Source organism: Catellatospora sp. IY07-71 (genome assembly GCF_018326265.1).
GTDB lineage: Bacteria > Actinomycetota > Actinomycetes > Mycobacteriales > Micromonosporaceae > Catellatospora.
Map to the genome: position 1 here is coordinate 6,903,766 of NZ_AP023360.1, position 26,235 is coordinate 6,930,000.

Below are 26,235 nucleotides of genomic sequence, written 5' to 3' on the forward strand. Positions count from 1 at the left end.
TCGGTTCAGGACGCCGCTCTTGACACCACGATGGACGGTCAAGATACTTCGTGGGTGAAGGATCCCCGCGACGCGGGGGCTCCCACGCCATATCCCGAATAGCTGCAAGCCGACGCCTCCGACCGCACACCATGCGGTCCACAAAGGCGTCGGCTATTGTTGTTTTTGCAGGTCATCGACGATATTTCACAACCATGGATACGCCATGTCAACGGCGATGAAACAACGCCGTAATGGCGATCGACGAACCTTTCAGTGCCTGGCATTCAGGCGGTCGCCTCAGGGCCGGCACAACCGGCCGAGACGCCCGCTGCGCGCTGCCGGCACACGCATCGGATCGCCTGTCACGCACCGCCCCGGGCCGGCCCGCCCGACCGCCGAGACGCCGACGTCTTGTCGCCCGTCGTGCCTCCCATCGCGGTGCCTTCCACCGTTGACTCGTGCCCCGCCGACGCAGGGAGATACCCCACCATGCTCAGATTGCACCGCCGCGGCCTCATGGCCGGCAGCGTCGCGCTCGCCGCCGCACTGGCGCTCAGCGCCTGCGGCGCCAAGACCGGCGAGAACGAAACCGCCGGCGGCGTCACCGCCGACACCTCGGGCGACACCGTCAAGGTGGGCCTGCTCAACTCGCTGTCGGGCACCATGGCCATCAGCGAGGTCACCGTACGCGACGCGATCCTGCTGGCCGTCGAGGAGATCAACGCCGCGGGGGGCGTGCTCGGCAAGAAGATCGAGCCCATCAGCGAGGACGGGGCCTCGGACTGGCCCACGTTCGCCGAGAAGGCCGAGAAACTGATCAAAGTGGACCGGGTGGCGGCCGTGTTCGGCTGCTGGACCTCGGCCAGCCGCAAGGCCGTGAAGCCGGTCTTCGAGGAGAACAAGGCGCTGCTGTTCTACCCGGTGCAGTACGAGGGCCTGGAGCAGTCGCCGTACATCTTCTACACCGGCGCCACCACCAACCAGCAGATCGTGCCCGGCCTGGACTACCTCAAGGCGCAGGGCAAGAAGTCGGTCTACCTGGTCGGCAGCGACTACGTGTTCCCGCGTACCGCAAACAAGATCATTAAGGCGTACGCCGAGGCCAACGGCCTGAAGGTGCTCGGTGAGGACTACGCGCCGCTGGGCAGCACCGAGTTCGGCACGATCGTGAACAAGGTGAAGACGGCCAAGGCCGACGCGGTGTTCAACACCCTCAACGGCGACAGCAACGTGGCCTTCTTCAAGGAGTACAAGTCCGCGGGCCTGACCGCGGCGGCGATGCCGGTCGTGTCGGTGTCGATCGCCGAGGAGGAGGTCAAGAGCATCGGCACGCAGTACCTCGCCGGCCAGCTCACGGCGTGGAACTACTACCAGACCACCACCGGCCCGGCCAACGACAAGTTCGTCAAGGCGTACAAGGCCAAGTACGGCGCGGACAAGCCGACCAGCGACCCGATGGAGGCCGCGTACACCGCGGTCTACCTGTGGAAGGCCATGGTCGAGAAGGCGGGCAGCTTCGACGTCGAGAAGGTCAAGGGCGCCTCCGACGGCGTCACCTTCGAGGCGCCCGAGGGCCTGGTCACCGTGGACGGCGCGACGCAGCACATCCACAAGACCGCGCGCATCGGCAAGATCGGCGACGACGGCCTGATCACCGAGGTGTGGAACTCCGGCAGCCCGGTCAAGCCGGACCCGTACCTCAAGGGCTACCCCTGGGCGACCGGCCTGTCCTGACCCACCTGAGGCGGTGGAGCGGCTCGGTGCCGCTCCACCGCTCCGTCCCGTATCCGAGGTGTCCCCTGCCATGACAGTGATAGTCGGCCAGCTGTTCACCGGCGTCAGCATCGGCGCGGTGCTGCTGCTCATCGCGCTCGGCCTGGCCCTGACCTTCGGCCAGATGAACGTCATCAACATGGCGCACGGCGAGTTCATCATGGCCGGCGCCTACACCACGTACGTGCTCCAGCAGGCGATCACCGACGCGGGAGTCTCGCTGCTGGTCGCGATCCCGATCGCGTTCGCGGTCGCCGGGGGGATGGGCGTGCTGCTGGAGTGGGCGCTCATCCGCCGCCTCTACACCCGCCCGCTGGACACGCTGCTGGTCACCTGGGGCGTCTCGCTGATGCTGCAGCAGCTCGCCCGGGACATCTTCGGCGCGCCCAACGTGCAGACCAAGGCGCCGGACATCCTCACCGAGAGCACCTCGCTGGGCGGCGACGTCAGCATCGCCAACAGCCGCCTGTTCATCCTGGGGCTGGTCGTGCTCGCCGTCGTGGCGCTGACCGCCGCGCTGAAGCTCACGCCGCTGGGCAGGCGGATCCGGGCCGTGGTGCAGAACCGCGACCTGGCCGCCGTGTCCGGCATCCCCACCGGGCGCGTGGACCGGCTGACCTTCTTCATCGGATCCGGCCTGGCCGGGGTCGCCGGGGTGGCGCTGACGCTGCTCGGCCCGATCGGCCCGACCATGGGCACCAATATCATCATCGACGCCTTCCTCGTCGTCGTGGTCGGCGGCATCGGGCAGCTCAAGGGCAGCGTGATCGTGGCGTTCACGCTCGGCATGCTGCAGGCGATGGTCGAGTACCTGACCACGCTCAGCGTCGCCAAGGTGATCGTGTTCATCGCGATCGTGGCGTTCCTGCAGTGGCGCCCGCAGGGCCTGTTCACGCTGCGTACCAGGAGCCTGGCATGAAAGCTCTGACCGACATGAACCCCCGGCTGCGGGCCTGGCTCGGCTTCGGGCTCGGCGCGCTCGTGCTGTTCGCCGCCGCGCCCGCGCTGCTCAGCGACTTCCGGCTCAGCCTGCTGGCCAAGTACCTCTGCTTCGCCATCGTCGCCGTCGGCATCGGCCTGGCCTGGGGCCGTGGCGGCCTGCTGACCCTCGGGCAGGGCGTGTTCTTCGGCCTCGGCGGCTACGCCATGGCCATGCACCTCAAGCTCGCCGACGCCGGGCCGGGCAACATGCCCGACTTCATGGAGCTGTACGGGCAGCTCGACGAGCTCCCGGCGTGGTGGGCCCCGTTCGCGAACCCGGCGTTCGCGCTGGCCGCGACGGTGCTGCTGCCCATGCTGGTCGCCTTCGGGCTCGGCACGCTGGTGTTCCGGCGGCGGGTGCGCGGGGCGTACTTCGCCATCCTCAGCCAGGCCCTGGCCGCCGCCATGGTCATCCTGCTCATCGGGCAGCAGGGCACCACCGGCGGCACCAACGGGCTCACCGACATCGACGGCTTCTTCGGCTACGACCTCGACGACCCGGTCAACCAGCGCATGGTCTACTTCATCATCGCCGCCGTCCTGCTCGGGCTGCTCGCGCTCACCCGCCAGCTGATGCGCTCCCGCTACGGCGAACTGCTGGTCGCGGTGCGCGACTCCGAGGAGCGGGTGCGCTTCCTCGGCTACAACCCGGCCAACGTCAAGCTCGTCGCGTACGTCGTCGCCGCGGGGATGGCGGGCCTGGCCGGGGCGCTGTTCGTGCCCGCGGTCGGCATCATCTCCCCCGCCCTGATCGGCATCGTGCCGTCGATCGAGTTCGTCATCGGGGTGGCCGTCGGCGGCCGGGCGGCGCTGCTCGGGCCGGTGCTCGGCGCGGTCGCCGTGGCCTGGGCCAAGACGGCGCTGTCCGAACGTTTCCCTGGCACCTGGACCTACCTCCAGGGCGCCATGTTCGTGCTGGTCGTGGCGTTCCTGCCGGGTGGTCTCGCGTCGCTGTGGGGCATGGTGCGGCGGCGACGCGAGACCACGCCCGCACCCGCGCCGGTGACCGGTGACCAGGCACTGATCAAGGAGGTGGCCGTATGACCGCGGGCGGTCTGACCATTCGCGGGCTGCGGGTGGCGTTCGACGGGTTCGTCGCGGTGGACGGCGTGGACCTCGACGTCGCACCGGGCGACATCCGGTTCCTCATCGGCCCGAACGGGGCCGGCAAGACGACGCTGGTCGACGCGGTGACCGGGTTGGTCAAGGCGAGCGGGTCGGTGCGCTTCGGCGAGACCGAGCTGCTCGGCCGGGACGTGCACCGCATCGCCCGGCTGGGCGTGGGCCGCACCTTCCAGACGGCGGCGCTGTTCGAGGAGCTGACCGTGCTGCAGAACCTCGACATCGCGGCGGGCGCGGGCCGCGGCCCGTGGACGATGCTGCGCAGCCGCCGGGCGGTGCCCGACGACGTCGCGTACGCGCTGGAGGCGATCGGGCTGACCGGCCGCCGCGACGCGCTCGCGGGCACCCTCGCGCACGGCCAGAAGCAGTGGCTGGAGATCGGCATGCTGCTGGTGCAGAACGCCCGGCTGCTGCTGCTCGACGAGCCGGTCGCCGGGATGAGCCACGAGGAGCGCGAGGCCACCGGCGAGCTGCTCGGCAAGATCGCCGCCGACCGCACCGTGGTCGTCATCGAGCACGACATGGACTTCCTGCGCCGCTTCGCCCGCACCGTCACCGTGCTGCACGCCGGGAGGGTGCTCAGCGAGGGCACCGTCGCCCAGGTGCAGGCCGATCCGAAGGTCCAGGAGGTCTACCTCGGCCACGCGGCCGAGTCCGAGGCCCAGGAGGTGCAGGCGTGATGCTGCGCATCGAGAAGGTGCACGCCGGGTACGGGCGCAGCACCGTGCTGCACGGCGTGGACGTGACCGTCGACGACGGCTCCGTCACCGCCGTGCTCGGCCACAACGGCGCGGGCAAGTCCACCCTGCTGCGCGCCGCGATCGGCCTGCTCCGGCCCCGGCAGGGGATGGTCCTGTTCGGCGGCGAGGACGTCACGAAGCTCGCCCCGCACGAGCGGGTGGCGCGCGGCATGGCGTACGTGCCGCAGGGCCAGCAGTGCTTCCCGCACCTGACCACGCTGGAGAACCTGCAGCTGGTCGCGGACGGCCGCCGGGGCGGCAAGGAGGCGCTCGCGAGCGCGCTCGACCTGTTCCCGGCGCTGACCGGGCTGCTGCGCCGCCGCGCCGGGCTGTTGTCCGGCGGGCAGCGCCAGCAGCTGGCCATCGCCCGCGCGCTGATCACCCGGCCCAAGCTGCTGCTGCTCGACGAGCCGACCGAGGGCATCCAGCCCAACGTGGTCGCCGAGATCGAGCAGGCGGTGCTGTCCCTGGCCGGGCGCGACGGCCTGTCCGTGCTGCTCGTGGAGCAGCATCTCGGCTTCGCGCTGCGCGCGGCGCACCGCTACCACGTGCTCGAATCCGGCAGAGTGACCTCGTCGGGGGCGGGCGGCACCGCCGCCGAACCCGCCGTACGCGCGGCCCTCACGGTGTAAGAAGGACGGTCCATGTTCCTCACCCAGCATGAGCAGGAACGTCTGCTCATCCATGTGGCGGCCGACGTCGCCGAGCGGCGCCGCGCCCGCGGCCTGCTGCTCAACCACCCCGAGTCGGTCGCGATCATCACCCGTTTCCTGCTGGAGGGCGCCCGCGACGGGCGGACCGTCGTGGACCTGATGGACGCGGGCTGCCAGGTGCTGACCCGCGCGGACGTGCTGCCCGGCGTCCCCGAGATGGTGAAGGAGGTGCAGGTGGAGGCGACGTTCCCGGACGGCACCAAGCTGGTGACGGTGCACCACCCGATCCGGTGATCCCCGGTGAGATCCTCTTCGGGGACGGCCCCGTCGAGATCAACGTGTCCCGGCCGACCACCACGCTGACCGTGGTCAACACCGCCGACCGGCCGGTGCAGGTCGGCTCGCACTACCACTTCGCCGAGGCCAACCCCGGCCTGTCCTTCGATCGCGCCGCAGCCTGGGGCCTGCGCCTGGCCGTCCCGGCCGGGACCGCCGTGCGCTTCGAGCCCGGTGTCACCCGCGAGGTCGAGCTGGTGCCGCTCGGCGGCCTGCGGGTCGTGCCTGGCCTACGCGGCGAGTGCGGAGGCGAGCTGTGACCGGCGACCGCGCGCGGCGGAGTACATCCCAGAAGTTGTACCTACATCCCAGAAGTTGTGGCCCGCGGCGGCAACACCTGGGTTGCCACCGCGACACGAGGGTCGCCCCTTCCGGCATGGCCGAGTGCGAGAGGACCGAGGCGCTGTGACGATCCTGGTCAGCCGGGAGCGCTACGCGGCGCTCTACGGCCCCACCACCGGCGACCGCATCCGGCTCGCCGACACCAACCTGCTCATCGAGGTCGAGGCCGACCACTGCGCGGGCGGCGACGAGGCCGTCTTCGGCGGCGGCAAGGTCATCCGCGAGTCGATGGGCCAGTCCCGGGCCACCCGTGCGCAGGGCGCCCTGGACACCGTCATCACCGGGGCGGTGATCCTGGACCACTGGGGCATCGTCAAGGCCGACATCGGCCTGCGCGACGGCAGGATCGTCGCGATCGGACGCGCCGGCAACCCGGACACCATGCCCGGCGTACACCCGGAACTGGTCATCGGGCCCGCCACGGAGGTGATCGCCGGCAACGGGAAGATCGTCACCGCGGGGGCGGTCGACACGCACGTGCACTTCATCTGCCCCGACCTGGTGCACGAGGCCCTCGCGAACGGCGTGACCACGCTGGTCGGCGGCGGCACCGGCCCGGCCGAGGGCACCAAGGCCACCACGGTCACCGCCAACGCGTGGCACCTGGCCCGGATGCACGAGGCGCTGGACACGTTCCCGGTCAACGTGCTGCTGCTCGGCAAGGGCAACACGGTGTCCGAGGAGGCCATGTGGGAGCAGCTGCGGGCCGGGGCGGGCGGGTTCAAGCTGCACGAGGACTGGGGCACCACGCCCGCCGCGATCGACGCCTGCCTGCGTGTCGCCGACGCGTCCGGGGTGCAGGTGTCCATCCACACCGACACCCTGAACGAGGCCGGGTTCGTGCAGGACACCCTGGCCGCGATCAACGGCCGGGCGATCCACTCGTACCACACCGAGGGCGCCGGGGGCGGGCACGCGCCCGACATCATCACCGTGGCGAGCCTGCCCCACATCCTGCCGTCGTCGACCAACCCGACCCGGCCGTACACCCGCAACACCCTCGCCGAGCACCTCGACATGCTGATGGTGTGCCACCACCTGAACGCGGCCGTGCCCGAGGACCTGGCGTTCGCGGAGAGCCGCATCCGGCCCTCCACCATGGCCGCCGAGGACCTGCTGCACGACCTCGGCGCGATCTCGATCATCGGGTCCGACTCGCAGGCCATGGGGCGCATCGGCGAGATCGTGCTGCGCACCTGGCAGACCGCGCACGTGATGAAGGACCGGGTCGGCGCGCTGCCCGGCGACGGGGCCGCCGACAACCACCGCGCCAAGCGGTACGTCGCGAAGTACACCATCTGCGCGGCCATGGCCAACGGGCTGGAGGGCGAAATCGGCTCGGTCGAGCCCGGCAAGCTCGCCGACCTGGTGCTGTGGGACCCGGCGTTCTTCGGCGTACGGCCGCACCTGGTGGTCAAGGGCGGCATGATCGCGTACGCGCAGATGGGCGACGCGAACGCGTCCATCCCCACCCCGCAGCCCATGCTGCCCCGCCCGATGTTCGGCGCGTACGGCGTCGCCGCCGCGCACACCTCGCTCGCCTTCGTCGCGCCCGCCACGATCGAGGCCGGGCTGGAGCTGGACATCAGGCGGCGGATGGTGCCGGTCGGGGACGTGCGCTCGCGCGGCAAGGCCGACCTGCCGCACAACGGCGCCATGCCGCACATCGAGGTCGACCCGGACACGTTCACCGTCCGGATCGACGGCGAGGTCGTCGACCCCGACCCGCCGACCGTCCTGCCCATGGCCCAGCGGTACTTCCTGTTCTGATGCACTCGACCGCGTACCTGCTGCTGGCCGACGGGCGCTTCCCGTCCGGCGGCCACGCGCACTCCAGCGGCCTGGAGGCGGCCGTCGCGGCCGGCCGGGTCACCGACCTGGCCGGCCTGGAGTCCTTCCTGCGCGGCCGCCTGTCCTACGCCGCCCCTGTAGCCGCCGCCTTCACCGCCACCACCCACCTCACCGCTTCGCGGTTAGGAAGGGCACCTTCTACATCGGAATCCGATAACAAGGTGCCCTTCCTTTCTCTTGATGCGGAGCTGGAGGCGCGGACGGTGTCGCCGGCGCTGCGGCTGGCGTCGCGGCGGCAGGGGCGGGCGCTGCTGCGGGCCGGGCGGCTGACATGGCCGTCGGAGCTGTACGCGTACCTGCCGAAGCATCCGGACGGGCCGCATCAGCCGCTGGCGCTGGGCGTCACCACGGCTGCAGCGGGACTGTCCACCGAGGAGTCCGCGCACGTCGCCGCGTACGGGGTGGTCACCGGGCCGGCCAGTGCCGCCGTGCGGCTGCTCGGGCTCGACCCGTACCAGGTGCAGCACCTGCTCGCCCGCCTCGCGGGCGCCTGCGACGAGATCGCCGCGAGCGCGGCGGCCGTCGCCCACAAGTCCCCGGAGGAGCTGCCGGCCCACGCGGCGCCGCTGGCCGACATCTCCGCCGAGATCCACGCCACCTGGGAGGTGCGTCTCTTTGCTAGCTGATCACGACGAGTCCGTTCCCCACACCCACCCCGAGCCGGGCGTCGACCCGCACCCGCCACTGCCGCAGCTGGACCGGGCGGTGCGCATCGGCATCGGCGGCCCCGTCGGCTCCGGCAAGACCGCCCTGGTCGCCGCCCTGTGCCGGGCGCTGGCCGACGAGCTGCGGCTCGCGGTGGTGACCAACGACATCTACACCACCGAGGACGCCGACTTCCTCAAGCGCGCGGGCGTGCTCGACCCGGCCCGCATCCGCGCCGTCGAGACCGGCTGCTGCCCGCACACCGCGATTCGTGACGACATCTCCGCCAACCTCGACGCGGTCGAGGAGCTGGAGGAGGCGTTCGGGCCGCTCGACCTGGTGCTCGTCGAGAGCGGCGGCGACAACCTCACCGCCACGTTCAGCAAGGGCCTGGTCGACCAGCAGATCTTCGTGGTGGACGTGTCCGGCGGCGACAAGGTGCCGCGCAAGGGCGGACCCGGTGTCACCACAGCCGACCTGCTCGTCATCAACAAGACCGACCTCGCCCCGCTGGTCGGCGCCGACCTGGGCGTGATGGACCGCGATGCCCGCGCCCGCCGCGGCGAGCTCCCGACCATCTTCCAGTCGATCGCCGAGGACCCGCACGCGAGCCAGGTCGCCGCCTGGGTGCGCCACGTCGTCGCGCACTCGCGCGGCCACGAGCACGCCGGGGCTCACTGATGCGCGCGCTGGCCAGGATCGTCGCCGAGGCCGACGGCCGCAGTGGCACCCGGCTGGCGCGCCTGCGCGGCGAACCGCCCCTGCAGCTGCGGCACACGCCGGACGGCTCGGGGGCGGCGACGGTGCACCTCATCGGCAGCGCGGCCGGTCCGCTGGGCGGCGACGACCTGCGGATCGAGATCGAGGTGGGGGCGGGGGCGGTGCTGTGTGTGCGTACCGTCGCCGCGTCCATCGCCCTGCCCGGCCGGGACGGGGCGCGCTCGCGGGTCTCGATCACCGCGGACGTCGCCGCCGGAGGCGAGCTGCGCTGGCTTCCCGAGCAGCTCGTCGCTGCGGCGGGCTGCCACCATCTGGCGGTGTCCACCGTGGAGCTGGCCGAGGGTGCGCGGCTGCTGTGGCGGGAGGAGCTGATCTGCGGCCGCCACGGCGAGCAGCCCGGCAACGCCGTGATCAGCACGTCGGTCGGCTACGGCGGCGCTCCCCTGCTGCGGCAGTCGCTGTCGGTCGGGCCGGACACCCCGGGGTGGGATGGTCCGGCCGTTCTCGGCGCTGCCCGTGCCACCGGCAGCCTGCTCCACGTCGACCCGACCCTCGCCTCGGCCGGGCCTCAGGTGCTCGGGCCCTCCGCGGTGCGGATGCCGCTGACCGGTCCGGCGTCGCTGGTGAGCGCCACGGCCGCCGACGCGCACAGCCTGCGGGGCTACCTCGAGCCCTGACCGGAGCCGCGGCGCCTCCGCGCCCTGGCCGGCTCGCACCCGGCGGCACCGGCCCAAACCGATTGCGTACGAGGTCCCGGCCGGTCAGGCTGGACGATCCCGTCGGGGACTGGCCCGAGGACCTCCGCGCGGCGCTGGCTGGATAAGGCGAGCCGCTGCCCGAGGCGGGACCGCGATGACGTAGCGCACCGCTGCCGCCGTCAGGCAGACGGCACCGGTGCCGCCGGGATCTGCGGCGGTGTCCAGCCCGCATGTGCGGCCATGGACCGCAGCGCGACCTTCGACGGCGTGAGCCGCATGATCGCGTTGCGCAGCCCTTCGGCAATCGGATTGTCGAGCTGCTGGCCGAACCGGGCGGTCTGCAGGGCGGCACGGGCGATGCCCTGCGTGCGGGGCCGCCGCTGCCGGTCGTATTCGGACAGCGCCGCCACCACGTCGCCCGCCGGGTCGCACAGCGCGGCGAGCACCACCGCGTCCTCGATGGCCTGGTTGGCGCCCTGCCCGAGGTTGGGCACCATCGCGTGCGCGGCGTCGCCGAGCAGCGCCACGGCACCGTGGTGGTAGGACGGCGGCGGCGTGCCGAGGTGGTGGATGTCGGACCTGATGACCGCCTCGGGCGCGGTGGCGGCCATGAGCGCGGAGACGGGCTCGTGCCAGCCGGCGAAGCGCGCCCGCACCGCCGACAGCTCGTCGGGCTCCGGGTAGCGATGCCCGGCCGGGGCGCTGACGGCTCCGTACCAGTACACCCGGCCGTCGCCGAGCGGCACGATGCCGAACTCGGTGCCCCGGCCCCAGGTGATCGCGGTGGTGAGCGGCCCGTGCCACGGTTCGCGGGTCACGCCGCGCCAGGCGGTGGTCCCGGAGTACACCGGTGCGGGCAGGTCGCACCACAGCTGGGCGCGTACCCGGCTGTTGATGCCGTCGGCGGCGACGACCAGGTCGGGCGTGCAGACGACGGAGCCGTCGGCGGTGCGGTAGTGCACGCGCGGCACCGGCTCGGGCACCACCTCGACGACCTCGGCGCCGGTGACGACCACGCCGGCGGGCAGCTCGGCCAGCAGGATCCGGTGCAGCACGGCCCGGTGTACGCCGACGGCCGACGTGCCGAGCAGGCGTAGCATCGCCTCGCCGTCGACCCGGGAGACCCAGCGCCCGGCCGGGGTGCGGATGCCGCCGGAGGTGTCCCCGCGCCCGGCCTGTTGCACGGCCTGGCCGACGCCGAGCGCGTCGAGACCCCGCAGGCCGTTGGCCATGAGCGTCAGCCCGGCTCCCACCTCGGTGAATGCGGCGGCGCGTTCGAGCACGGTGACATCCCAGCCGCGGCGGCGCAGCCCGATGGCCGCGCACAGCCCGCCGATGCCCGCACCGATGACCACGGCTTTCCGCTCGTTCATCCCGCCACCTCGTTCTTCTACACCTGTAGAAGAGCCATACTACATCCGTAGAAGGAGGTCCGCTTGTCCCGGTACGCCGTCATCACCGACGCCGCCATCGAGCTGGTCGCCGAACTCGGCATGCGCGGGCTGACCCACCGCGCCGTCGACGCCCGTGCGGGCCTGCCGCCCGGCACCACCTCGGCGTACTACCGCACGCGTAAGGCGCTGATCGAGGCACTCGTGCACCGCATCGCCGACCTCGACAGCGCCGACCTGGAACGCAACGCGCTGCCCGCCGACGCCGCCCCGGCGCTGCCGGCCGTGCTCGGCCCGGCGGAGCTGGACCAGCTCGCGGTGCAGGTCGCGGTGGTGATGGACGGGTGGCTGACCACGGGCCGGACGCGCACCCTGGCCCGCTACGCGGCGCTGCTGGAGGCGACCCACCACCCCGAGCTGCGCACCATCCTGGCGTACGGCAACGCGTCGCGTACCCAGGCCCGCGCGCTGCTCGCCGCGGCGGGCGCCGACGACCCCGAGCAGGCCGGCCCGCAGTTCGTGGCCTGTGTCGACGGGCTGCTGTTCGACCGCCTGATCGGCGCCGGCGCGCTCGGCGCTCCGCCGCCGGGCACCGCCGAGAACCGGGCCGACCTCGCCGCCGCGCTGCGCACCCTGCTCCGCGCGTTCACTGGGAAGTGACCTCGCCCCCAACGGCGCGTGGCGCCCACCGTCAGACGGTGGGCGCCACGGCACTCGGCCTGGGCGTCAGCTCGGTGCGTACGCCTACCGGCCGATCGTCACAGCGGACCGCCCGCCGTCCGGTACAGCCGCCCGACCATGTCCGCGGTGAGCACGCCCTGGAAGACCCGCGCCTCGTCGATGGAACCGTCGAACAGGTAGGACACTCCGCCACGGGAGCCGAGGAACATGCCGCCGGTGCCGTTCCAGGTGACGATGTCGCTGCGCTCGCCCTGCAGCACCCCGTTGACGTAGAAGCGCAGCCGGGTCGCATTGGCGTCGTACACCGCGACGAGGTGCGTCCACGTGTCCATCGTGGCGGTCGACAGGGAGTAGACGGGCAGCCAGGTCGGGGTGTCGGACTGTGCACTCGTGATCGACACCGCCCACTTGCCGGACGGCCAGTCGTAGATCACCGCGAACGGTGGCGCATAGCCGGGGTCGCCCATCTGCGTGAGCACGGCCTTGTCCGCGCCCGGCGTGGCCACCTTGGCCCACACCGACACGCTGTACGACTGGTCGGTGCGCAGGACCGGCCGGCCGCCGGTGCCCAGCGAGAGGGTCAGCGGCGCTGACGTGTCCCAGTTGAGGTGGGCCGCGCCTGGGTCCTCGTTGTCGGCGGTCACCGGGTGCCCGGATCCCCACCACAGCGGATCGTCGGCCGGCGGGTAGCCGATCCCCTGCGCGTCGTCGTCGACATAACCCTGCAGGTCGTACGGGGTGGTGCCGACCGGCTTGCCGACGGTGTCCGTCAGCGCCATGTCGAGGTCCCAGGAGGCGACCTCCGCCGCCGCCAGCGCGCCGATCTCCCGCGGATCGAGCGTCCGCTGCCAGATCGCGACCTCGTCGAGATCGCCGCTCCAGTTGGCACCGAGCGCCAGGTATCTGGTGGCGGCGAACGGAATGACACCGGTCTTGGTGCCCTCCAGCGTCCCGTTCACGTAGAGCGAACTGGTGCGGGTGGCGGCGTCGTACATGCCGACCAGGTGCGTCCACACCCCTGCCTTCGGGATGGTGGTGGAGTACACGCTCTTGTAGGTCGCCGCCGTGGTGCCGTCGTGGTCCGGGATCTGGAACGCCCAGTCGTTGGCTCCCGAGGTGACGTGGTGCTGCAGGTAGAACGCGCCGCGGTTGCTGCCCCGCTGGTCGAGGACGGTCTTGTTGCTGGTCCCGCCCAGGTTCAGGTTCGCGATCCGCACCCACGCCGAGACGGCGAAGCTACGGGTCGTGTCGATCACCGCGCCCGTGTACTTTGCATAACCGCTCGAGCTGCCGTCGAAGGTCCAGGCGCTGCCGAAGTCGCCGTACCCCTGCGCCTGTTTCGTCATTACCGCACTGGTTTCCAGCGGGAACCCGCCGGTCTGGTCGACGAGGGCCGAGGCTCCGGATGCCTCGTTCATCTTCCAGTGCGCGACGGCGGCCGGTGCGGAGGTGACGTTGGTGAGGTAGAGCTTGTTCCTGGCCGACCAGCGGCCGATCGCGTCGGCCATCTCGACGGTGATGGCCCACTGCCCGCCCATGTTGATCGAAGCCAGCGTGCCCGAGCCGTCGCCGTTGTCGAACGGCGGGGCCAGCTCCACGTCCACCGACGCGCCGGGCGTCGGGGTGGTGACCTCGACCCAGTTGGTCGTCGTGCCGCGGTAGGAGTACTTGTAGCGGTACTTGCTGATGTCGGTCTCGCCGTTGGCCGCGAAGCGGAACGTGCTCGACACGCCCGGCCCGCCACCGGTGCCGTTCTCCGGGTAGACCTTCGTCGAGGTGCCCGGCACCGTGTCCAGCGCGGTCACCACCGGTGCGACCGCGGGGCTGCCGTTGTCGACGTAGAACTCGCAGATCGCCGACCAGGCCCCCTCGTGCTCCTGATCCCAGCCCTTCACCTGGAAGTAGTAGGTGTGGAACTCCTGGAGCGTGAAACCGGACGGCAGCGACGCGGTCGCGGTCTGCGCCCCGCCGCTCTTGGGCTGGGTGACCGCCGGGCTGGTCACCGTCGGCGTGGCCGGCAGCGCGGTGCCGAGTTCAGCGACGAAGAACCGGGCGTTGAGGCTGACCGCCTCGTTGACCGAGTCCGGGTCGGAGACGGCGGCCGTCAGCTGGATCGGGGTGACGGTGCTGGCGATCGTCGGGCGCGAGGAACCGGTCGCGCAGGTCTTGCCGCCGATCGTCAGGCTCGTCGGGGCAGCCGGGGGCCGGTTGTAGTTCAGCGACACGTACGGGTCGTTGGCCGCCTCCATCGAGTCGAACTTCTTCCAGCTGTCCTGGCTCGCCGTGCTCTTCGCCGCGATCTCGATGTTCGCCGTGGTGCTGCTGGTGTCGTTGAAGGTGGTCTGGAACGTCTCGGCGACGTTCTGGGTCACCCAGCCCTCGCCACAGGAGGAGCTGTAGCCCTTGGTCAGCGACGACTCGCTGTTGAGGTTGCGCCGGGTCGGCGGGTTGGTCCACCGCACGGTGCTGCCCACGTAGTCGGTCCGCCAGGCCTGCCACGTGTTCGCCCGGCAGGAGAACGAGTGGAAGTTCCAGAGGTACAGCGTCGCAGAGATGACCTTGGCGCCGCGGTAGGTCGCCATGCCGTGGTACGACAGGTGCGATCGCGCGTAGTAACCCTTACCGGCCTCGACCACATAGCCGAGCTTGAGCTGCGTCGCCGCCGACTGGTCGGAGGTGTACGAGTTCTGGGTGAAGGTGTCGAACTCCGACTTCTCGGTGACCGCCGGGTCGATCGTGACCGGATACACGGTCTTCGGATCGTTGAGGAACGCCGCGTCCGGCACGACCCGCATCGACTGCCCGGAAGTGGCTCCGCCGACCGCGCTGCGGCGTGCCGACGGCTTCTCCACCGTCACCGCCACCTTCGCCTGCGCGACCGGGTCACCCGAGGCCGCCGACACGCGCGCGTCCCACATCTGCGCCGCCGGAGCCCAGGCGACCACCGCGTTCGACTTGTCACGCAGCTTCACCGCGCCCTCGCCGGTGTGCTCCGCCGTGAGCCCCTCCGCACGCCACGGCATCCGCACCTGCGCCACCCGCGACGCGGCACCCCGGTTCTTCACCACAAGGAAGTACTCGAACCCGAGCCGGGTCGACTCGACGACCAGGTCCACACCCGGCATCGCCTCGGCATAGGTCGCCTTCGTCCCCGACAGCGACGGCTCCGGCAGCGCACCCTCCCAGCCCACCGCGATCTCATGCCCCTTCGACACGAACCGCGCCAGATCCCGCGAACCAGTACCCTTGCCAGCCAGCACCAGCCCACGCGGGTGCGCCTTCGGCGCGATCGAACCGTCCGGCCGCCGGTACAGGTTCAGATCGACATCGACCCAGTCACCCTTGGCGTTGCGGAACCGCGTCGGACCACCATGGATCTCCGCCGTGAACGAACCATCCGGATTCGCCACCACCGACTGCGACTCGGTCACCGACTCCGCCACCGTCACCGGCACCCCACGCGCCTTCGCCAGCTCCGACGCCCGCGACTCCGGCGACAACACCACCTCCGCCGCGGCCGCCGACACCGGCACCCCCAGCACACCCAACAACAGCAGACCGGCCGTGACCGCACCGGTCAACCGGGCACGGGGCCGCCCAAGGCCCCACCGTCTCCGCGACATTGCCATCCTCTCGACGACGTTTCGGAGCGGCACGCTAACGCAGAGGCATAGAATTCGCTGTCCCCGACGAAGGCCCACAGGGAGAGCAGGGCCGCCACCCATCGAGATGAGCTGATGCGGCCCGGCTGGCACGAGGATTGATTACTCTTCGTGAACCCACGCGGAGCCAGGCGGTGAGTGCGGGCCGCTCTATGACATGGGTCACATGTCCGGAAGGCCGTCGCGGCACAGCACCCTGCGGGGACGCGGACGCCAGGTCAGGCGGTCACCGGGCGGCGCGACAGCGCTTCCGTCAACGCGCCCAGCAGCTCACCCAACTGCTCGCGTTCGGACACGGGCATCGGCAGCTCGCCGATGCTGACCGCGACCCGGGCCGCGATCCGGTCGTGCAGCTGCCGCCCGCGGGGGCTGAGGTAGGCCCGGATGCGCCGGCGGTCCAGCGGATCGACCCGCCGGTACACCAGGGTCTGCTCCACCAGCTGGTCGATGACCTTGGTCAGCGTGCCCGGAGGCAGGAACGTGCCGTCGGCGACCTCGGTCATCGGCCGCCCGCCCTCGGCGGCCAGCAGCGACAGCACCCGCCACGCCTCGGCCGAGCAGTCCTCGGCGCGCAGGATCGCCGACAGGCGCCGCTGCACGAGGCGTTCGGCCTGGGTCAGCAGCTGGAACAGATCGGGACGCGGACCGGTGGGCGCTGCGGCGGACAATGATCCTCCTTGGCCTGGTGGACGTGATCGATGTTACCGATCGGCCACACCTTCGGGAACCGTCTGGAGATCATGCGCGGCCCACGGGAACATGTGGGCCATGCCCGTCCCGCCGCCGCGGTTGCCAGGCCTGGTCGTCCCCGGACAGCCCGGCCGCGCTGTCGGCACCCGGGGCGAGACGCTGCACGTCGCGCTGGTGTTCCCGATGCAGGGTCCGGCCGGGATCTTCGGGCCCACCTGCGAGCTGTGCGCGCAGCTCGCGGTGGAGGAGGTCAACCGGGGCGGCGGGGTGCTCGGCCGGGAGCTGAGCCTGGTGCCGGTGGACGGCGGCGCGCCGCCGGAGCGGGTCGCCGCGGAGGTGGAGAAGCTGGTCGAGCTGGGTGTGGTGCACGGGGTGACCGGCTGGCACATCTCGTCGGTGCGGCAGGCGCTCGCGCCGCGGGTCGCGCACCGGGTCCCGTACGTGTACACGGCGCTCTACGAGGGCGGCGAGCGCACCGAGGGGGTGTACCTGACCAGCGAGACGCCGGACGAGCAGCTGCTGCCGGCGATGCGGCTGCTGGCCGGGGAGCACCGGGTGCGGCGCTGGTTCATCGTCGGCAACGACTACGTGTGGCCGCGGCGCACGGCGGCGGCGGCGATGCGGTATGCCGTGGAGTCGGGCTCGCGGGTGTGCGGGCAGGCGTTCCTGCCGCTGGGCGTGCACGGCTTCGGTGACGTGCTGCGCCGCATCGAGCGCAGCGAGGCCGACGCGGTGCTGATGCTGCTGGTGGGCAACGACGCGGTGCGGTTCAACCGGGCGTTCGCGGCGCGCGGGCTGGACCACCGGTGCCTGCGGCTGAGCACGCTGATGGACGAGAACATGCTGATGGCCAGCGGCGCGCACGCCACCCGCGGCCTGTTCAGCACCGCGGGTTTCTTCGCGACCCTGGTGACGCCGGAGAACCTCGACTTCCACGGGCAGTACGCGGCGCGGTTCGGGTTCGACGCGCCGCAGCCGGGCAGCCTCGGCGAGTCCTGTTACGAGGGCGTGCTGCTGCTGGCGGCGCTGATCAACCGGGCGCGGACCCTGGACGTACGCGCCATCGGGTCCGGTGCGGACGAGGTCACCTACGAGGGGCCGCGGGGCGCGATCGCGATGCGCCGCAGGCACGCCCGGCAGCGCATCTACCTCGCCGAGGCGGACCGCCTCGACTTCAACGTGCTCACCCAGCTGTGACGGGCGCGCTCGCGATCAGGTGGAACAGCCGCGCGGTCAGCGGGAACGGCATCCGGTCCGACAGCGCGATCTCCAGCCGCTCCAGCTCGGCGAAGAACGACGCGTCGTATTTGCGCTCGTCGTCGGGGATGTAGTCGCACACCGAGCGGATGCCGTAGTGGCCGAGCACGCCCGCGCCGAGGCTGCGCAGCACGGCCGACACCTCTTCGGCGGTGCGCGGGTAGACGGGCGTGTTGAAGGTGTGGGTGTACCGTTCGGCGGCGTCGAGCGTCTCGTACGCGGCGGTCAGGTCCATGTCGCGGATCGCGGCCCGCATCGTCTCGGAGTGGGCGTTGCCGGCGATGATGCTGACCAGGCCGCCCTCGTCCAGCGGCGCCATGACGGTGCTCAGCGTGGACTCCACGTCGGACACGTACGGCAGCAGGTTGTGGCACAGCACCAGGTCGTATGCGTGCGGCTCGACCACGTCGCCGAGTTTGGCCACATCCGACTCGATCACGGTGACGCGGTGCGCGACGCCGGTGGACTCGGCCAGCGAGCGCGCCGACAGCAGCATCTGCGGCGAGTAGTCCACCAGGGTCACCTGGTGGCCCGCGGCGGCGTAGCGGACGGCCTCCACGCCGTTGCCGCCGGCCACGTCGAGGATGCGCAGCCGGCGCCCGTCGAGGTGGCGGGCGATGTTGTGTTCGGCCAGCGTGTAGCGCAACCTGCCCCAGGGCGCGTCCTGCCACTGCCGCCAGGCGGACACCTTGTCGTCGAACACGTCGCGGGTCACGTCGCTCATGCGTCCGACCGTAACGGAGGTTCAGCCGCCGGGCACTCCGTAACACGCGGTTCCTTCGTAAGGCGACGACGAAGGTCCCCATCCGACGCAGCGCATCTGAATGATCACCGAGCCGGTGCCCTTTCCTGTGGCACCGTATGCCGTTAGTGTCGACGTCGGCCGTGGCAGCAGACATCGATCTATCGTCGAGGGCAGCGCCGCGCGCCGCGACTCAGCGAGATTCGCCCAGGTGGATGGCGAAGTTCGCCCGAGCATGGGGAGGAAATGATGGACGAGCAGACCGTGGTCGCAGACCCGTCCGCCGCCGAGCCGATTGCGGCCGAGGATCTCGTCGAGGCCGACGACCTGATCGAAGAGGTCTCCATCGACGGCATGTGCGGCGTGTACTGAGCCTCGGCTCGGCCGCCACGCCATGCCTACCGCACCGGCTTTCGATCTGGACCGCGCCTGGGATCTGCACCCGCAGGTCTCGGTGCGGCCGGAGCCCTTCGGCGCGCTGCTGTACCACTTCGGCACCCGGCGCCTGTCCTTCCTGAAGGACCGTGGGCTGGTCGCCGTCGTCCAGGCGCTCGCGACCGCGCCCACCGCGCGCGCCGCCTGCCAGGCCGTCGGCGCGAGCGCCGACGACGTTCCCCGGTACGCGCGGGCGCTGACGGTGCTCGCCCGCTCCTCCATGCTGATCGAAAGGCGACCGGCCCCATGACGGCGCAGACCGAACGTCTGGTGGATCTCTTCGAACACGGCCTCGACGCCCCGATCTGCCTGACCTGGGAGCTGACGTACGCCTGCAACCTGTCCTGCACGCACTGTCTGTCCAGCTCGGGGCGGCGTGACCCGCGGGAGCTGAGCACTGCGGAGGCGAAGGCCGTCATCGACGAACTGGAGGCCATGCAGGTCTTCTACGTCAACATCGGCGGCGGCGAGCCGACCGTGCGCCCCGACTTCTGGGAGCTGCTCGACTACGCGACCGCCCACCACGTCGGCGTGAAGTTCTCGACCAACGGGGTGCGGATCGACACCGAGGCAGCCCGGCGGCTGGCCGCCGATGACTACGTCGACGTGCAGATCTCGCTGGACGGCGCGACCGCGGAGGTCAACGACGCGGTCCGCGGGCCCGGCTCCTACGACACGGCCCTGCGCGCCATGGCCCACCTGGCCGACGCCGGCATGCGCGACTTCAAGCTGTCGGTGGTGTGCACCCGGCACAACATCCCGCAGCTGGACACGTTCCGGGAGATCGCCGACCGGTACGGCGCCCAGCTGCGGCTGACCCGGCTGCGCCCCTCCGGCCGCGGCGCCGACGTCTGGGACGAGCTGCACCCGCTGCCGCGCCAGCAGCGCGAGCTGTACGACTGGCTGGTGGCCCACGGCGACAATGTGCTGACCGGCGACTCGTTCTTCCACCTGTCGGCGTTCGGGAGCGCGCTGCCGGGGCTCAACCTGTGCGGCGCGGGACGGGTGGTGTGCCTGATCGACCCGGTCGGCGACGTGTACGCCTGCCCGTTCGCCATCCACGACGAGTTCCTCGCCGGCAACGTGCGCGGCGAGGGTGGTTTCGCCGAGGTCTGGCGCCGGTCACCGCTGTTCCTCGGGCTGCGCCGGCCGCAGCAGGGCGGGGCGTGCAGCTCCTGCGCGTTCTTCGACACCTGCAAGGGCGGCTGCATGGCCGCCAAGTTCTTCACCGGCCTGCCGCTGGACGGGCCGGATCCCGAGTGCGTCCAGGGCTACGGCGAGTCGCTGCTCGCGAGCCGGGGCGAGGTCCCCAGGCCGTCCGGCGACCACTCGCACCGCACCGCTCCCCCGCGCCCGGTGCCGGTCCGCATCGCCCGGCCGCCGGTCAGCGCGTGCGAGGAGTCGCCGCTGGCCGGCGTGCAGGTGCGCTGATGTTCGGCAACCCGTGGTTCGAGACGGTCGCCGAGGCCCAGCGCCGGGCGAGCAAGCGCCTGCCGTACGCGGTGTACGGCGCGCTGCTGGCCGGTTCCGAGCGCGGCGCCACCGTCGCCGACAACGTCGGCGCGTTCGCCGAGCTGGGCTTCGCGCCCCGGGTGGCGGGCCACCACGCCGTCCGCGAGCTGAGCACGACGGTGCTCGGGATGCCGACGGCGATGCCGGTCCTGATCTCGCCGACCGGGGTGCAGGCCGTGCATCCCGACGCCGAGGTGGCGGTGGCCCGCGCCGCGGCCGGCCACAATGTGATCATGGGCTTGAGCTCGTTCGCGTCCAAGGACGTGGAGGAGGTCGTCGCGGCCAATCCGAACACCGCGTTCCAGCTCTACTGGAGCGGCGACCGCGACACGATCCTGCAGCGCATGGAGCGGGCGCGGGCCGCCGGCTGCCGGGCGCTCATCCTGACGCTCGACTGGTCGTTCTCCCACGGCCGCGACTGGGGCAGCCCCACGATCCCGGACCGGATCGACCTCAGGACCATGCTGAGGATGGCCCCTGACGTGCTGCCGCACCCGCGCTGGCTGTGGCGGTTCGTGCGCGCGGGCCGGCTGCCCGACCTGACCACCCCGAACATGCGGCAGGCGGGCGGCGGCGTCCCGACCTTCTTCGGCGCGTACGGCGAATGGATGCACACACCCCCGCCGAGCTGGGTTGACATCGGCTGGCTGGCGAAGGAGTGGGGCGGGCCGTTCCTGCTCAAGGGCGTCGGGCGGGTCGACGACGCCCGGCGCGCGGTCGACGCGGGCGTCACCGCGCTGTCCGTGTCCAACCACGGCGGCAACAACCTCGACACCACCCCGGCGACGATCCGGCTGCTGCCCGCGATCGCCGAGGCCGTCGGCGACCAGATCGAGGTGCTGCTCGACGGCGGGGTCCGGCGCGGCGGCGACGTGGCCAAGGCCCTGGCGCTCGGCGCGCGGGCCGTGCTGATCGGGCGGGCCTACCTGTGGGGCCTGGCCGCGAACGGGCAGGCCGGCGTCGCGAACGTCCTCGACATCATGCGCGGCGGCCTCGACTCGGCGGTGCTGGGCCTGGGCCACGCCTCGGTCGGCGAGCTGGGTCCCGACGACCTGGTGATCCCGGACGGCTTCACGCGTACGGCGGGGGCGGCGGCGCGGTGACCGCCTGGCTGAACCGGGCCGTGTGGCCCGAGGTGCCCGCGGCCGGTGCACTCGTGCTGGTGCCGGTCGGGTCCACCGAGCAGCATGGACCGCACCTGCCGCTCACCACCGACACCGTCATCGCCCGCGCCGTCGCCGAGCGGGTCGCGGCCCGCCTGCCGGGGCAGGCCCTGGTCGCGCCCGCGATCGCCTTCGGCGACAGCGGCGAGCACGCGGGCTTCCCGGGCACGATCTCCATCGGGCACGAGGCGCTGCGGCTGGTGCTCATCGAGACGATGCGCTCGCTGGCGCTGTGGGCCGGGCGGGCGGTCTTCGTCAACGGTCACGGCGGCAACACCCGCACCCTGGACGACGCGGTCGCGACCCTGCGGGCGGAGGGCCATCACGTCGCCTGGACACCCTGCGTGTTCCCCGGCGACGCGCACGCCGGCCGGTCCGAGACCTCGGTGATGCTGCACCTCGCCCCCGGTGAGGTCCGCCTCGCGGACGCGGCCGCCGGTGACACCCGCCCGCTCGCCGCGCTGATGCCGCAGCTGGTCCGGAGCGGGGTCCGGTCCGTCGCCCCGAACGGCGTGCTGGGCGACCCCGCCGGCGCCGGGGAGCGGGAGGGCCGTGCCCTGCTCGACGCGCTGGTCGACGACACGGTCCGCCGGGTCACGGCCTTCACGCCCGACCACCGTGGGCGCCTCGGATGACCCTGCCCGTGGGATTCGCCGTCGTCCTCGACGCCCGGACCCGCTTCGTCGACGGCGGCCGTGCCCTGCTCGGCGGGGCGCCCACCACCCACCTGGTGCGGCTGACGCCGCGGGCCCGGAGGCTGTTCGACGGCCGTACGCTGCGGGTGCGCGACGCGGCGAGCGCCGCGCTCGCCGACCGGCTGCTCGAACTCTCGATCGCGCACCCCGGCGTCGACGAGATCCCGCCGCACCCGGACCCCCGCTGCACCTACGTCATCCCGGTGCACGACCGGCCGCGGCAGCTCGACCGGCTGCTGGCCGGCATCGGGCCGGGCAACGAGGTCATCGTCGTGGACGACGCCTCCACCGGCCCGGCGGCGATCGCGGCGGTCGCCGAGCGGCACGGCGCGCGGCTGGTCGCCCTGCCGCGCAACCTCGGCCCGGCCGGGGCCCGTAACGCCGGTCTGCGGCTGGTGCGCACGCCGTTCGTCGCGTTCGTGGACTCCGACATCGTGCTCGCCGACGACACGGTGCCGACGCTGCTCAAGCATTTCCACGATCCGCGTACGGCCGTGGCGGTCCCCCGCATCACCGGGCTGCGTACGGCGACCTCGGAAACGTGGATCGGGCGCTACGAGAACACCCGCGGCTCGCTGGACCTGGGCGCGCGGCCCGCGTCCGTGCAGCCCGGCTCGTACGTGTCCTGGGTCTCCACCGCCTGCCTCGTCGCGCGGGTCAGCGCGATCGGCGACGGGTTCGACGAGAGCATGCGGGTCGGCGAGGACGTCGACTTCGGGTGGCGGGCGGTCGCCGCGGGCTGGCGCGTGCGGTTCGAGCCGTCGGTCGCCGCGGCGCACGAACACCGTGCCCGGTTCGGGGACTGGTTCGTGCGCAAGGTGCAGTACGGCACCGGGGCGCATCCGCTGGCCGTACGGCATCCCCGGGCGGTCGCCCCGGCGATCATGGCGCCGTGGAGCGCCGCGCTGGCCGTCGCCGTGCTCGCGCAGCGGCGCTGGTCGGTGCCCGCGGCGGCGGCGATCTGCGCGGTGACCGCGGCCCGGATCTCCCGCAGGCTCGACGTCGAGGGAGCGGCCGGGCTCGGCGTGCGGCTCACCGCCGGCGGCGTGGTCGGCACCCTGCTGCAGACCGGCGGCCTCATCACCCGGCACTGGTGGCCGGTCACCGCCGTCGGCTGCCTCTTCTCGCGGCGGGTACGCCGCGCGGCCGCGGTCGCGGCGGTGGCCGATGTCCTGCTGGAGTACGCGAACAGCCGGGTCGACCTGGACCTTCCCCGCTACTGGCTCGGCCACCGGCTCGACGACGTCGCCTACGGCAGCGGGGTGTGGCTGTCGGCCATCCGGGGGCGGTCGGCCGCGTCCCTGCTGCCGCAGCTGCGGAGGCCGTCCACCAGCCGCCGCAGCGGGCGGCGGAATGGGGCGGTCAGCCGAGGCCCAGCGCCGGGAGGCACTCCTTGACGCCGGTCAGCTCGATGTCGTCGCGCCGGACCTGCTCCCAGGCGTCCCGGGTCAGCACCCAGCGCTGGATCTGCGCGACCTCGCCGCGGCGGGTGTCCCAGGTGGTGCCGTTCTTCACGTAACCCAGCGCCTGCGAAACCTTGTTGGAAGCGTGATTGTCGGTGAACGCGTCGCTTTCGGCCTCGCGTGCGTTCAGCCCGGCGAACGCCAGATGCAGCACGGCCGCGCGCATCTCCCGGCCGATCCCGCTCCCGCGCCGGCCCGGCGCCAGCCAGGAGAAGGTGGAGACCGTCCCGAACCTCTTGAAGTCGACGCCGCGCAGGTCCTGCATGCCGATCGGCTCACCGTCCAGCAGCACGACGAAGTACAGCCGCCAGAAGCTCTCCTCCACGCGGGCACGCCCCGCCCAGATGGCCCGCAGCCACCGCCACTCGCGGTCGGGACTGTCCGCGTAAAGCGACATCGGATCGTCGAACGGCCAGGGCGCGACATCGGCGACACCGGCGCGGACGATCGGCACCAGCCGCTCCAGCAGCTCATCCGTGGCCGCGGCCAGCGTCAGCCGCGGCGTGCGCACCTCAAGGTTCAGCGGAGGGTACGTGTGGATCACACGTGAACCGTATGCGGACCGGACGCCGTCCGCAACCGACGCTCCATTCGGCTCAGTGAATCGTCCGGGTGACCGGCACCCTGGTGGCGGTGAAGGAGACCGTCATCCCGCTCACCCATACCGCCCACACGATCTGCAGATCGCTGCGGCCTTTCCCGGGTGTCTCCAGCAGGATGTCGGGCAACCCGGCGAGGGTGCACCCAGCGGTGAAAGCGGAGAGGACCTCCTCCGTCAGCCGATCGTGGAGCACGACCACCAGCTGGCCAGCGCGATCCTGCCACTCGGGCGCGGCGCGTACGGTCAGCCGCGGCCGCATCGAGGCTCCCGGCTCGTACGTGCCGCTGACCGAGATCGACAGCTCCGGACCCGACTGCGCCGACTCGCGGATCGGGCCGCACTGCCAGCACTTGCCGGCGATGCGCTGCCACTGCTCCAGTTCGGGGTCGCTGTACCGGAAGACGCCGAGCTCCGACCCGCAGCGCGGGCAGGAGCCCTCGACGCCGTGGCTGTCCAGCCGGTGGAATGCGTGCAGGGCAAGGTACATGTCGTTTCCCGGGACCAGGCCCGCCGCCGCGGCGAACGCCTCGTCCCAGCGCCCGACCGCCTTGTCCAGCCGCGACATGAGGCGGCCGGGATCCTGCCAGATCCGGTGGTCGACGTTCTCGTGGAGCAGCTCGACCGCGCTCCAGGCGGCATCCTCTACCTGCTCGCGGGCGCGGTCGAGCGCGTCCAGCGCGTCCTCCAGCTCATCGTTCATCGACCTGTCGCTGACCTTCAGCAGCACCCGTCGGATGCGGTCGGCTCTCCGGCTGTGGCCGAGCGCCTCCCGGCACCTGTCGAGCAGCGGCGCGGCAAAGTCGCGGCAGTCCGTGGCGACGTCGGCGGGCGTGTCCCCGGCCGCCGGTGTGCTGGGCGCGAAGCGCAGCGCCGGATCGCCGACCAGCGCGATGCCGTAGCCGGTGGGAATCTGGTGGCCCTGGTTGAGCCGCTGGACGGCGGCACCGAGACTCAGCCCTTCGGCCAGCGAGCGCGCACACAGCCCCACGGCGTCGAAGCGGGGGTCGAGGTCGCCGACCATCGCGATCACCCCGACCGGCCAGCCGCTCAGCGCACCGGCGCAGAGGCTGTTGGTGGACGAGAACTCGTTCGTCGCGGCGTCGAACGTCATGCAGCCCATCAGGGCGACGACGGCGGCCCGCAGCGACGCCGCCGGAACGGCGGTGCGCAGGTACTGCGTCATACACCGGCAGACGCCCTGGTCCGGGTCGCAGCCGTCGGCCAGTGGCCGTCCGGCGGAGTGCTCCGGCCCGGTGGCGCCGCAGATGAGATGCGAGCCGAGGCCCATGTGGCCCAGGTCGGAGTGGCCGACGATGCCCAGCATCCGCCAGGGCGAGGCCAGGACCGAGCTCAGCCGCTCGGGGCGGGCGGCGGCGAGGTCGTCGGTCTTCCCGCAGAATCCACCGATCGAATCGATGACGGCGTCGTCACCCGGCAGGATGCGGGTGTGCGCGAGCCGGAGCTTCGACGCCTGGAACTCCGCGTCCGCAGCGTCCTCGACGAGCACCAGTCCGAACGGGATCCCCGACCGCAGCGACGAAGCCACCCATTTGCGGGCCAGCTCCGCCGAGAATCCGTGCCGCCATGCGAACAGCAGCACCGAGGAGGGCGTGCATTCGTCCGGCAGCCGGCAATCCGAGGCGAGCACGCGCACCACCGGGCGGCCGAGGTCGTCGCCCAGCTGCCGGGCGGTCTCCAGCAGAGCCTCGTCCGCGCAGGCGATGACGTCGTTCGACAGATCCGGCGCGGATGCATCCGGCCGCAGCGGCAGACTCTGATACGCGTCGATGATGTCGGAAGGCGCGGGAACGTCTGACATGGATTCCAATCCTCACCCGGCAGCACGTGGTCGAAGCCGGGCCTACTGTATAGCCAAGCAGCGCGGGCGGTCGGCGCACCCGTTGCGGCCTGACGGTTTGCCGTCCAGCCGGGAAAATCAACACGACCACCGGCGCGTTGCCGAGCGTGATTGTTGCTTTGTTTCACTGAGAGTAATCGATGACTCGGGTGTCCAATGAGTCTCGATCTTAGGTGGGTCAGCATGTAGGTTGTTCCCCGTGGCCACGCGCAGCGGAGCGCGGCGGAACCGTGCGCCTGCGC

Annotated in this window: 25 protein-coding genes; 19 read left to right on the top strand and 6 right to left on the bottom strand. The window is 71.9% G+C overall.

Going from position 1 to position 26,235, the window contains the following annotated elements:
- Positions 1 to 471: 471 nt before the first annotated feature.
- The 11 genes from urtA (at position 472) to CS0771_RS30765 (ending at position 9,822) form a co-directional block, all read left to right on the top strand.
- Positions 472 to 1,716: an urea ABC transporter substrate-binding protein gene (gene urtA / locus CS0771_RS30715; protein WP_212844252.1), complete on the top strand. Its 1,245-nt coding sequence runs from the start codon at positions 472 to 474 to the stop codon at positions 1,714 to 1,716.
- A gap of 70 nt (positions 1,717 to 1,786) precedes the next feature.
- On the top strand, positions 1,787 to 2,674 hold the full coding sequence (urtB, locus tag CS0771_RS30720; protein WP_212844253.1) for an urea ABC transporter permease subunit UrtB: 888 nt from the start codon (positions 1,787 to 1,789) through the stop codon (positions 2,672 to 2,674).
- Entirely contained in the window at positions 2,671 to 3,780 is a 1,110-nt protein-coding gene (gene urtC, locus CS0771_RS30725; RefSeq protein WP_212844254.1) for an urea ABC transporter permease subunit UrtC, read from the top strand. Before urtB ends, urtC begins: the two co-directional genes overlap by 4 nt.
- Positions 3,777 to 4,538 (top strand): urea ABC transporter ATP-binding protein UrtD, encoded by a 762-nt coding sequence (gene urtD / locus CS0771_RS30730; RefSeq protein ID WP_212844255.1) that lies wholly within the window; start codon positions 3,777 to 3,779, stop codon positions 4,536 to 4,538. Before urtC ends, urtD begins: the two co-directional genes overlap by 4 nt.
- Positions 4,538 to 5,230: an urea ABC transporter ATP-binding subunit UrtE gene (gene urtE, locus CS0771_RS30735; RefSeq protein ID WP_212846132.1), complete on the top strand. Its 693-nt coding sequence runs from the start codon at positions 4,538 to 4,540 to the stop codon at positions 5,228 to 5,230. The genes urtD and urtE overlap by 1 nt, the downstream gene beginning before the upstream one ends.
- A 12-nt stretch (positions 5,231 to 5,242) precedes the next feature.
- Positions 5,243 to 5,545: an urease subunit gamma gene (locus CS0771_RS30740; RefSeq protein WP_203755867.1), complete on the top strand. Its 303-nt coding sequence runs from the start codon at positions 5,243 to 5,245 to the stop codon at positions 5,543 to 5,545.
- Entirely contained in the window at positions 5,542 to 5,847 is a 306-nt protein-coding gene (locus CS0771_RS30745) for an urease subunit beta (protein WP_212844256.1), read from the top strand. Before CS0771_RS30740 ends, CS0771_RS30745 begins: the two co-directional genes overlap by 4 nt.
- A gap of 145 nt (positions 5,848 to 5,992) precedes the next feature.
- Positions 5,993 to 7,699, top strand: a complete 1,707-nt coding sequence (locus CS0771_RS30750) for an urease subunit alpha (protein ID WP_305835392.1) — start codon at positions 5,993 to 5,995, stop codon at positions 7,697 to 7,699.
- On the top strand, positions 7,699 to 8,406 hold the full coding sequence (locus CS0771_RS30755) for an urease accessory protein UreF (RefSeq protein ID WP_212844257.1): 708 nt from the start codon (positions 7,699 to 7,701) through the stop codon (positions 8,404 to 8,406). The genes CS0771_RS30750 and CS0771_RS30755 overlap by 1 nt, the downstream gene beginning before the upstream one ends.
- A complete protein-coding gene (ureG, locus tag CS0771_RS30760) occupies positions 8,396 to 9,106 on the top strand; it encodes an urease accessory protein UreG (protein ID WP_212844258.1) in 711 nt (236 codons plus the stop codon). Before CS0771_RS30755 ends, ureG begins: the two co-directional genes overlap by 11 nt.
- Complete coding sequence (locus CS0771_RS30765; RefSeq protein WP_212844259.1) at positions 9,106 to 9,822, top strand: urease accessory protein UreD; 717 nt, start codon at positions 9,106 to 9,108, stop codon at positions 9,820 to 9,822. The genes ureG and CS0771_RS30765 overlap by 1 nt, the downstream gene beginning before the upstream one ends.
- A gap of 200 nt (positions 9,823 to 10,022) precedes the next feature.
- Here CS0771_RS30765 and CS0771_RS30770 read toward each other — a convergent pair whose 3' ends face one another.
- Positions 10,023 to 11,216 (bottom strand): FAD-dependent monooxygenase, encoded by a 1,194-nt coding sequence (locus tag CS0771_RS30770; protein ID WP_212844260.1) that lies wholly within the window; start codon positions 11,214 to 11,216, stop codon positions 10,023 to 10,025.
- 63 nt (positions 11,217 to 11,279) lie between these two features.
- Here CS0771_RS30770 and CS0771_RS30775 point away from each other — a divergent pair, with 63 nt between their 5' ends.
- Positions 11,280 to 11,894, top strand: coding sequence for a TetR/AcrR family transcriptional regulator (locus CS0771_RS30775; protein ID WP_244871130.1), 615 nt, complete (start codon positions 11,280 to 11,282; stop codon positions 11,892 to 11,894).
- A 98-nt stretch (positions 11,895 to 11,992) separates the two neighbouring features.
- Here CS0771_RS30775 and CS0771_RS30780 read toward each other — a convergent pair whose 3' ends face one another.
- The gene (locus tag CS0771_RS30780) at positions 11,993 to 15,496 is read right to left on the bottom strand and encodes a LamG domain-containing protein (RefSeq protein WP_212844261.1); all 3,504 of its coding nucleotides are present in this window, start codon (positions 15,494 to 15,496) and stop codon (positions 11,993 to 11,995) included.
- A 299-nt stretch (positions 15,497 to 15,795) separates the two neighbouring features.
- Positions 15,796 to 16,245: a MarR family winged helix-turn-helix transcriptional regulator gene (locus tag CS0771_RS30785; protein ID WP_244871131.1), complete on the bottom strand. Its 450-nt coding sequence runs from the start codon at positions 16,243 to 16,245 to the stop codon at positions 15,796 to 15,798.
- Positions 16,246 to 16,345: 100 nt separating this feature from the next.
- Here CS0771_RS30785 and CS0771_RS30790 point away from each other — a divergent pair, with 100 nt between their 5' ends.
- Positions 16,346 to 17,464, top strand: a complete 1,119-nt coding sequence (locus CS0771_RS30790) for a substrate-binding domain-containing protein (protein ID WP_244871132.1) — start codon at positions 16,346 to 16,348, stop codon at positions 17,462 to 17,464.
- On the opposite strand, the gene CS0771_RS30795 is transcribed toward CS0771_RS30790, so the two are convergent.
- The gene (locus CS0771_RS30795) at positions 17,451 to 18,248 is read right to left on the bottom strand and encodes a methyltransferase domain-containing protein (protein WP_212844263.1); all 798 of its coding nucleotides are present in this window, start codon (positions 18,246 to 18,248) and stop codon (positions 17,451 to 17,453) included. The genes CS0771_RS30790 and CS0771_RS30795 overlap by 14 nt on opposite strands.
- A gap of 267 nt (positions 18,249 to 18,515) precedes the next feature.
- Between CS0771_RS30795 and mftA the strand changes: the two genes are divergently transcribed.
- Genes mftA through mftF form a run of 6 tightly spaced genes read left to right on the top strand, consistent with a single transcriptional unit; the run spans position 18,516 to position 23,468 of the window.
- A complete protein-coding gene (gene mftA / locus CS0771_RS30800) occupies positions 18,516 to 18,638 on the top strand; it encodes a mycofactocin precursor MftA (RefSeq protein ID WP_212844264.1) in 123 nt (40 codons plus the stop codon).
- Positions 18,639 to 18,660: 22 nt separating this feature from the next.
- Positions 18,661 to 18,951 carry a mycofactocin biosynthesis chaperone MftB gene (mftB, locus tag CS0771_RS30805; protein ID WP_212844265.1) on the top strand — a complete coding sequence of 97 codons (291 nt, stop codon included), beginning with the start codon at positions 18,661 to 18,663 and terminating at the stop codon, positions 18,949 to 18,951.
- Positions 18,948 to 20,132: a mycofactocin radical SAM maturase gene (gene mftC, locus CS0771_RS30810; RefSeq protein ID WP_212844266.1), complete on the top strand. Its 1,185-nt coding sequence runs from the start codon at positions 18,948 to 18,950 to the stop codon at positions 20,130 to 20,132. The genes mftB and mftC overlap by 4 nt, the downstream gene beginning before the upstream one ends.
- Positions 20,132 to 21,316 (top strand): pre-mycofactocin synthase MftD, encoded by a 1,185-nt coding sequence (gene mftD, locus CS0771_RS30815; protein WP_212844267.1) that lies wholly within the window; start codon positions 20,132 to 20,134, stop codon positions 21,314 to 21,316. Before mftC ends, mftD begins: the two co-directional genes overlap by 1 nt.
- Positions 21,313 to 22,011, top strand: a complete 699-nt coding sequence (gene mftE / locus CS0771_RS30820) for a mycofactocin biosynthesis peptidyl-dipeptidase MftE (protein WP_212844268.1) — start codon at positions 21,313 to 21,315, stop codon at positions 22,009 to 22,011. Before mftD ends, mftE begins: the two co-directional genes overlap by 4 nt.
- The gene (mftF, locus tag CS0771_RS30825) at positions 22,008 to 23,468 is read left to right on the top strand and encodes a mycofactocin biosynthesis glycosyltransferase MftF (protein WP_212844269.1); all 1,461 of its coding nucleotides are present in this window, start codon (positions 22,008 to 22,010) and stop codon (positions 23,466 to 23,468) included. Before mftE ends, mftF begins: the two co-directional genes overlap by 4 nt.
- Here the strand turns inward: mftF and CS0771_RS30830 are convergent.
- Together CS0771_RS30830 and CS0771_RS30835 are read right to left on the bottom strand one after the other, a co-directional pair.
- Positions 23,434 to 24,078, bottom strand: a complete 645-nt coding sequence (locus tag CS0771_RS30830; protein WP_212844270.1) for a GNAT family N-acetyltransferase — start codon at positions 24,076 to 24,078, stop codon at positions 23,434 to 23,436. The genes mftF and CS0771_RS30830 overlap by 35 nt on opposite strands.
- Positions 24,079 to 24,130: 52 nt before the next feature.
- Positions 24,131 to 25,954 (bottom strand): hypothetical protein, encoded by a 1,824-nt coding sequence (locus CS0771_RS30835; protein ID WP_212844271.1) that lies wholly within the window; start codon positions 25,952 to 25,954, stop codon positions 24,131 to 24,133.
- Between the last annotated feature and the right edge of the window lie 281 nt (positions 25,955 to 26,235).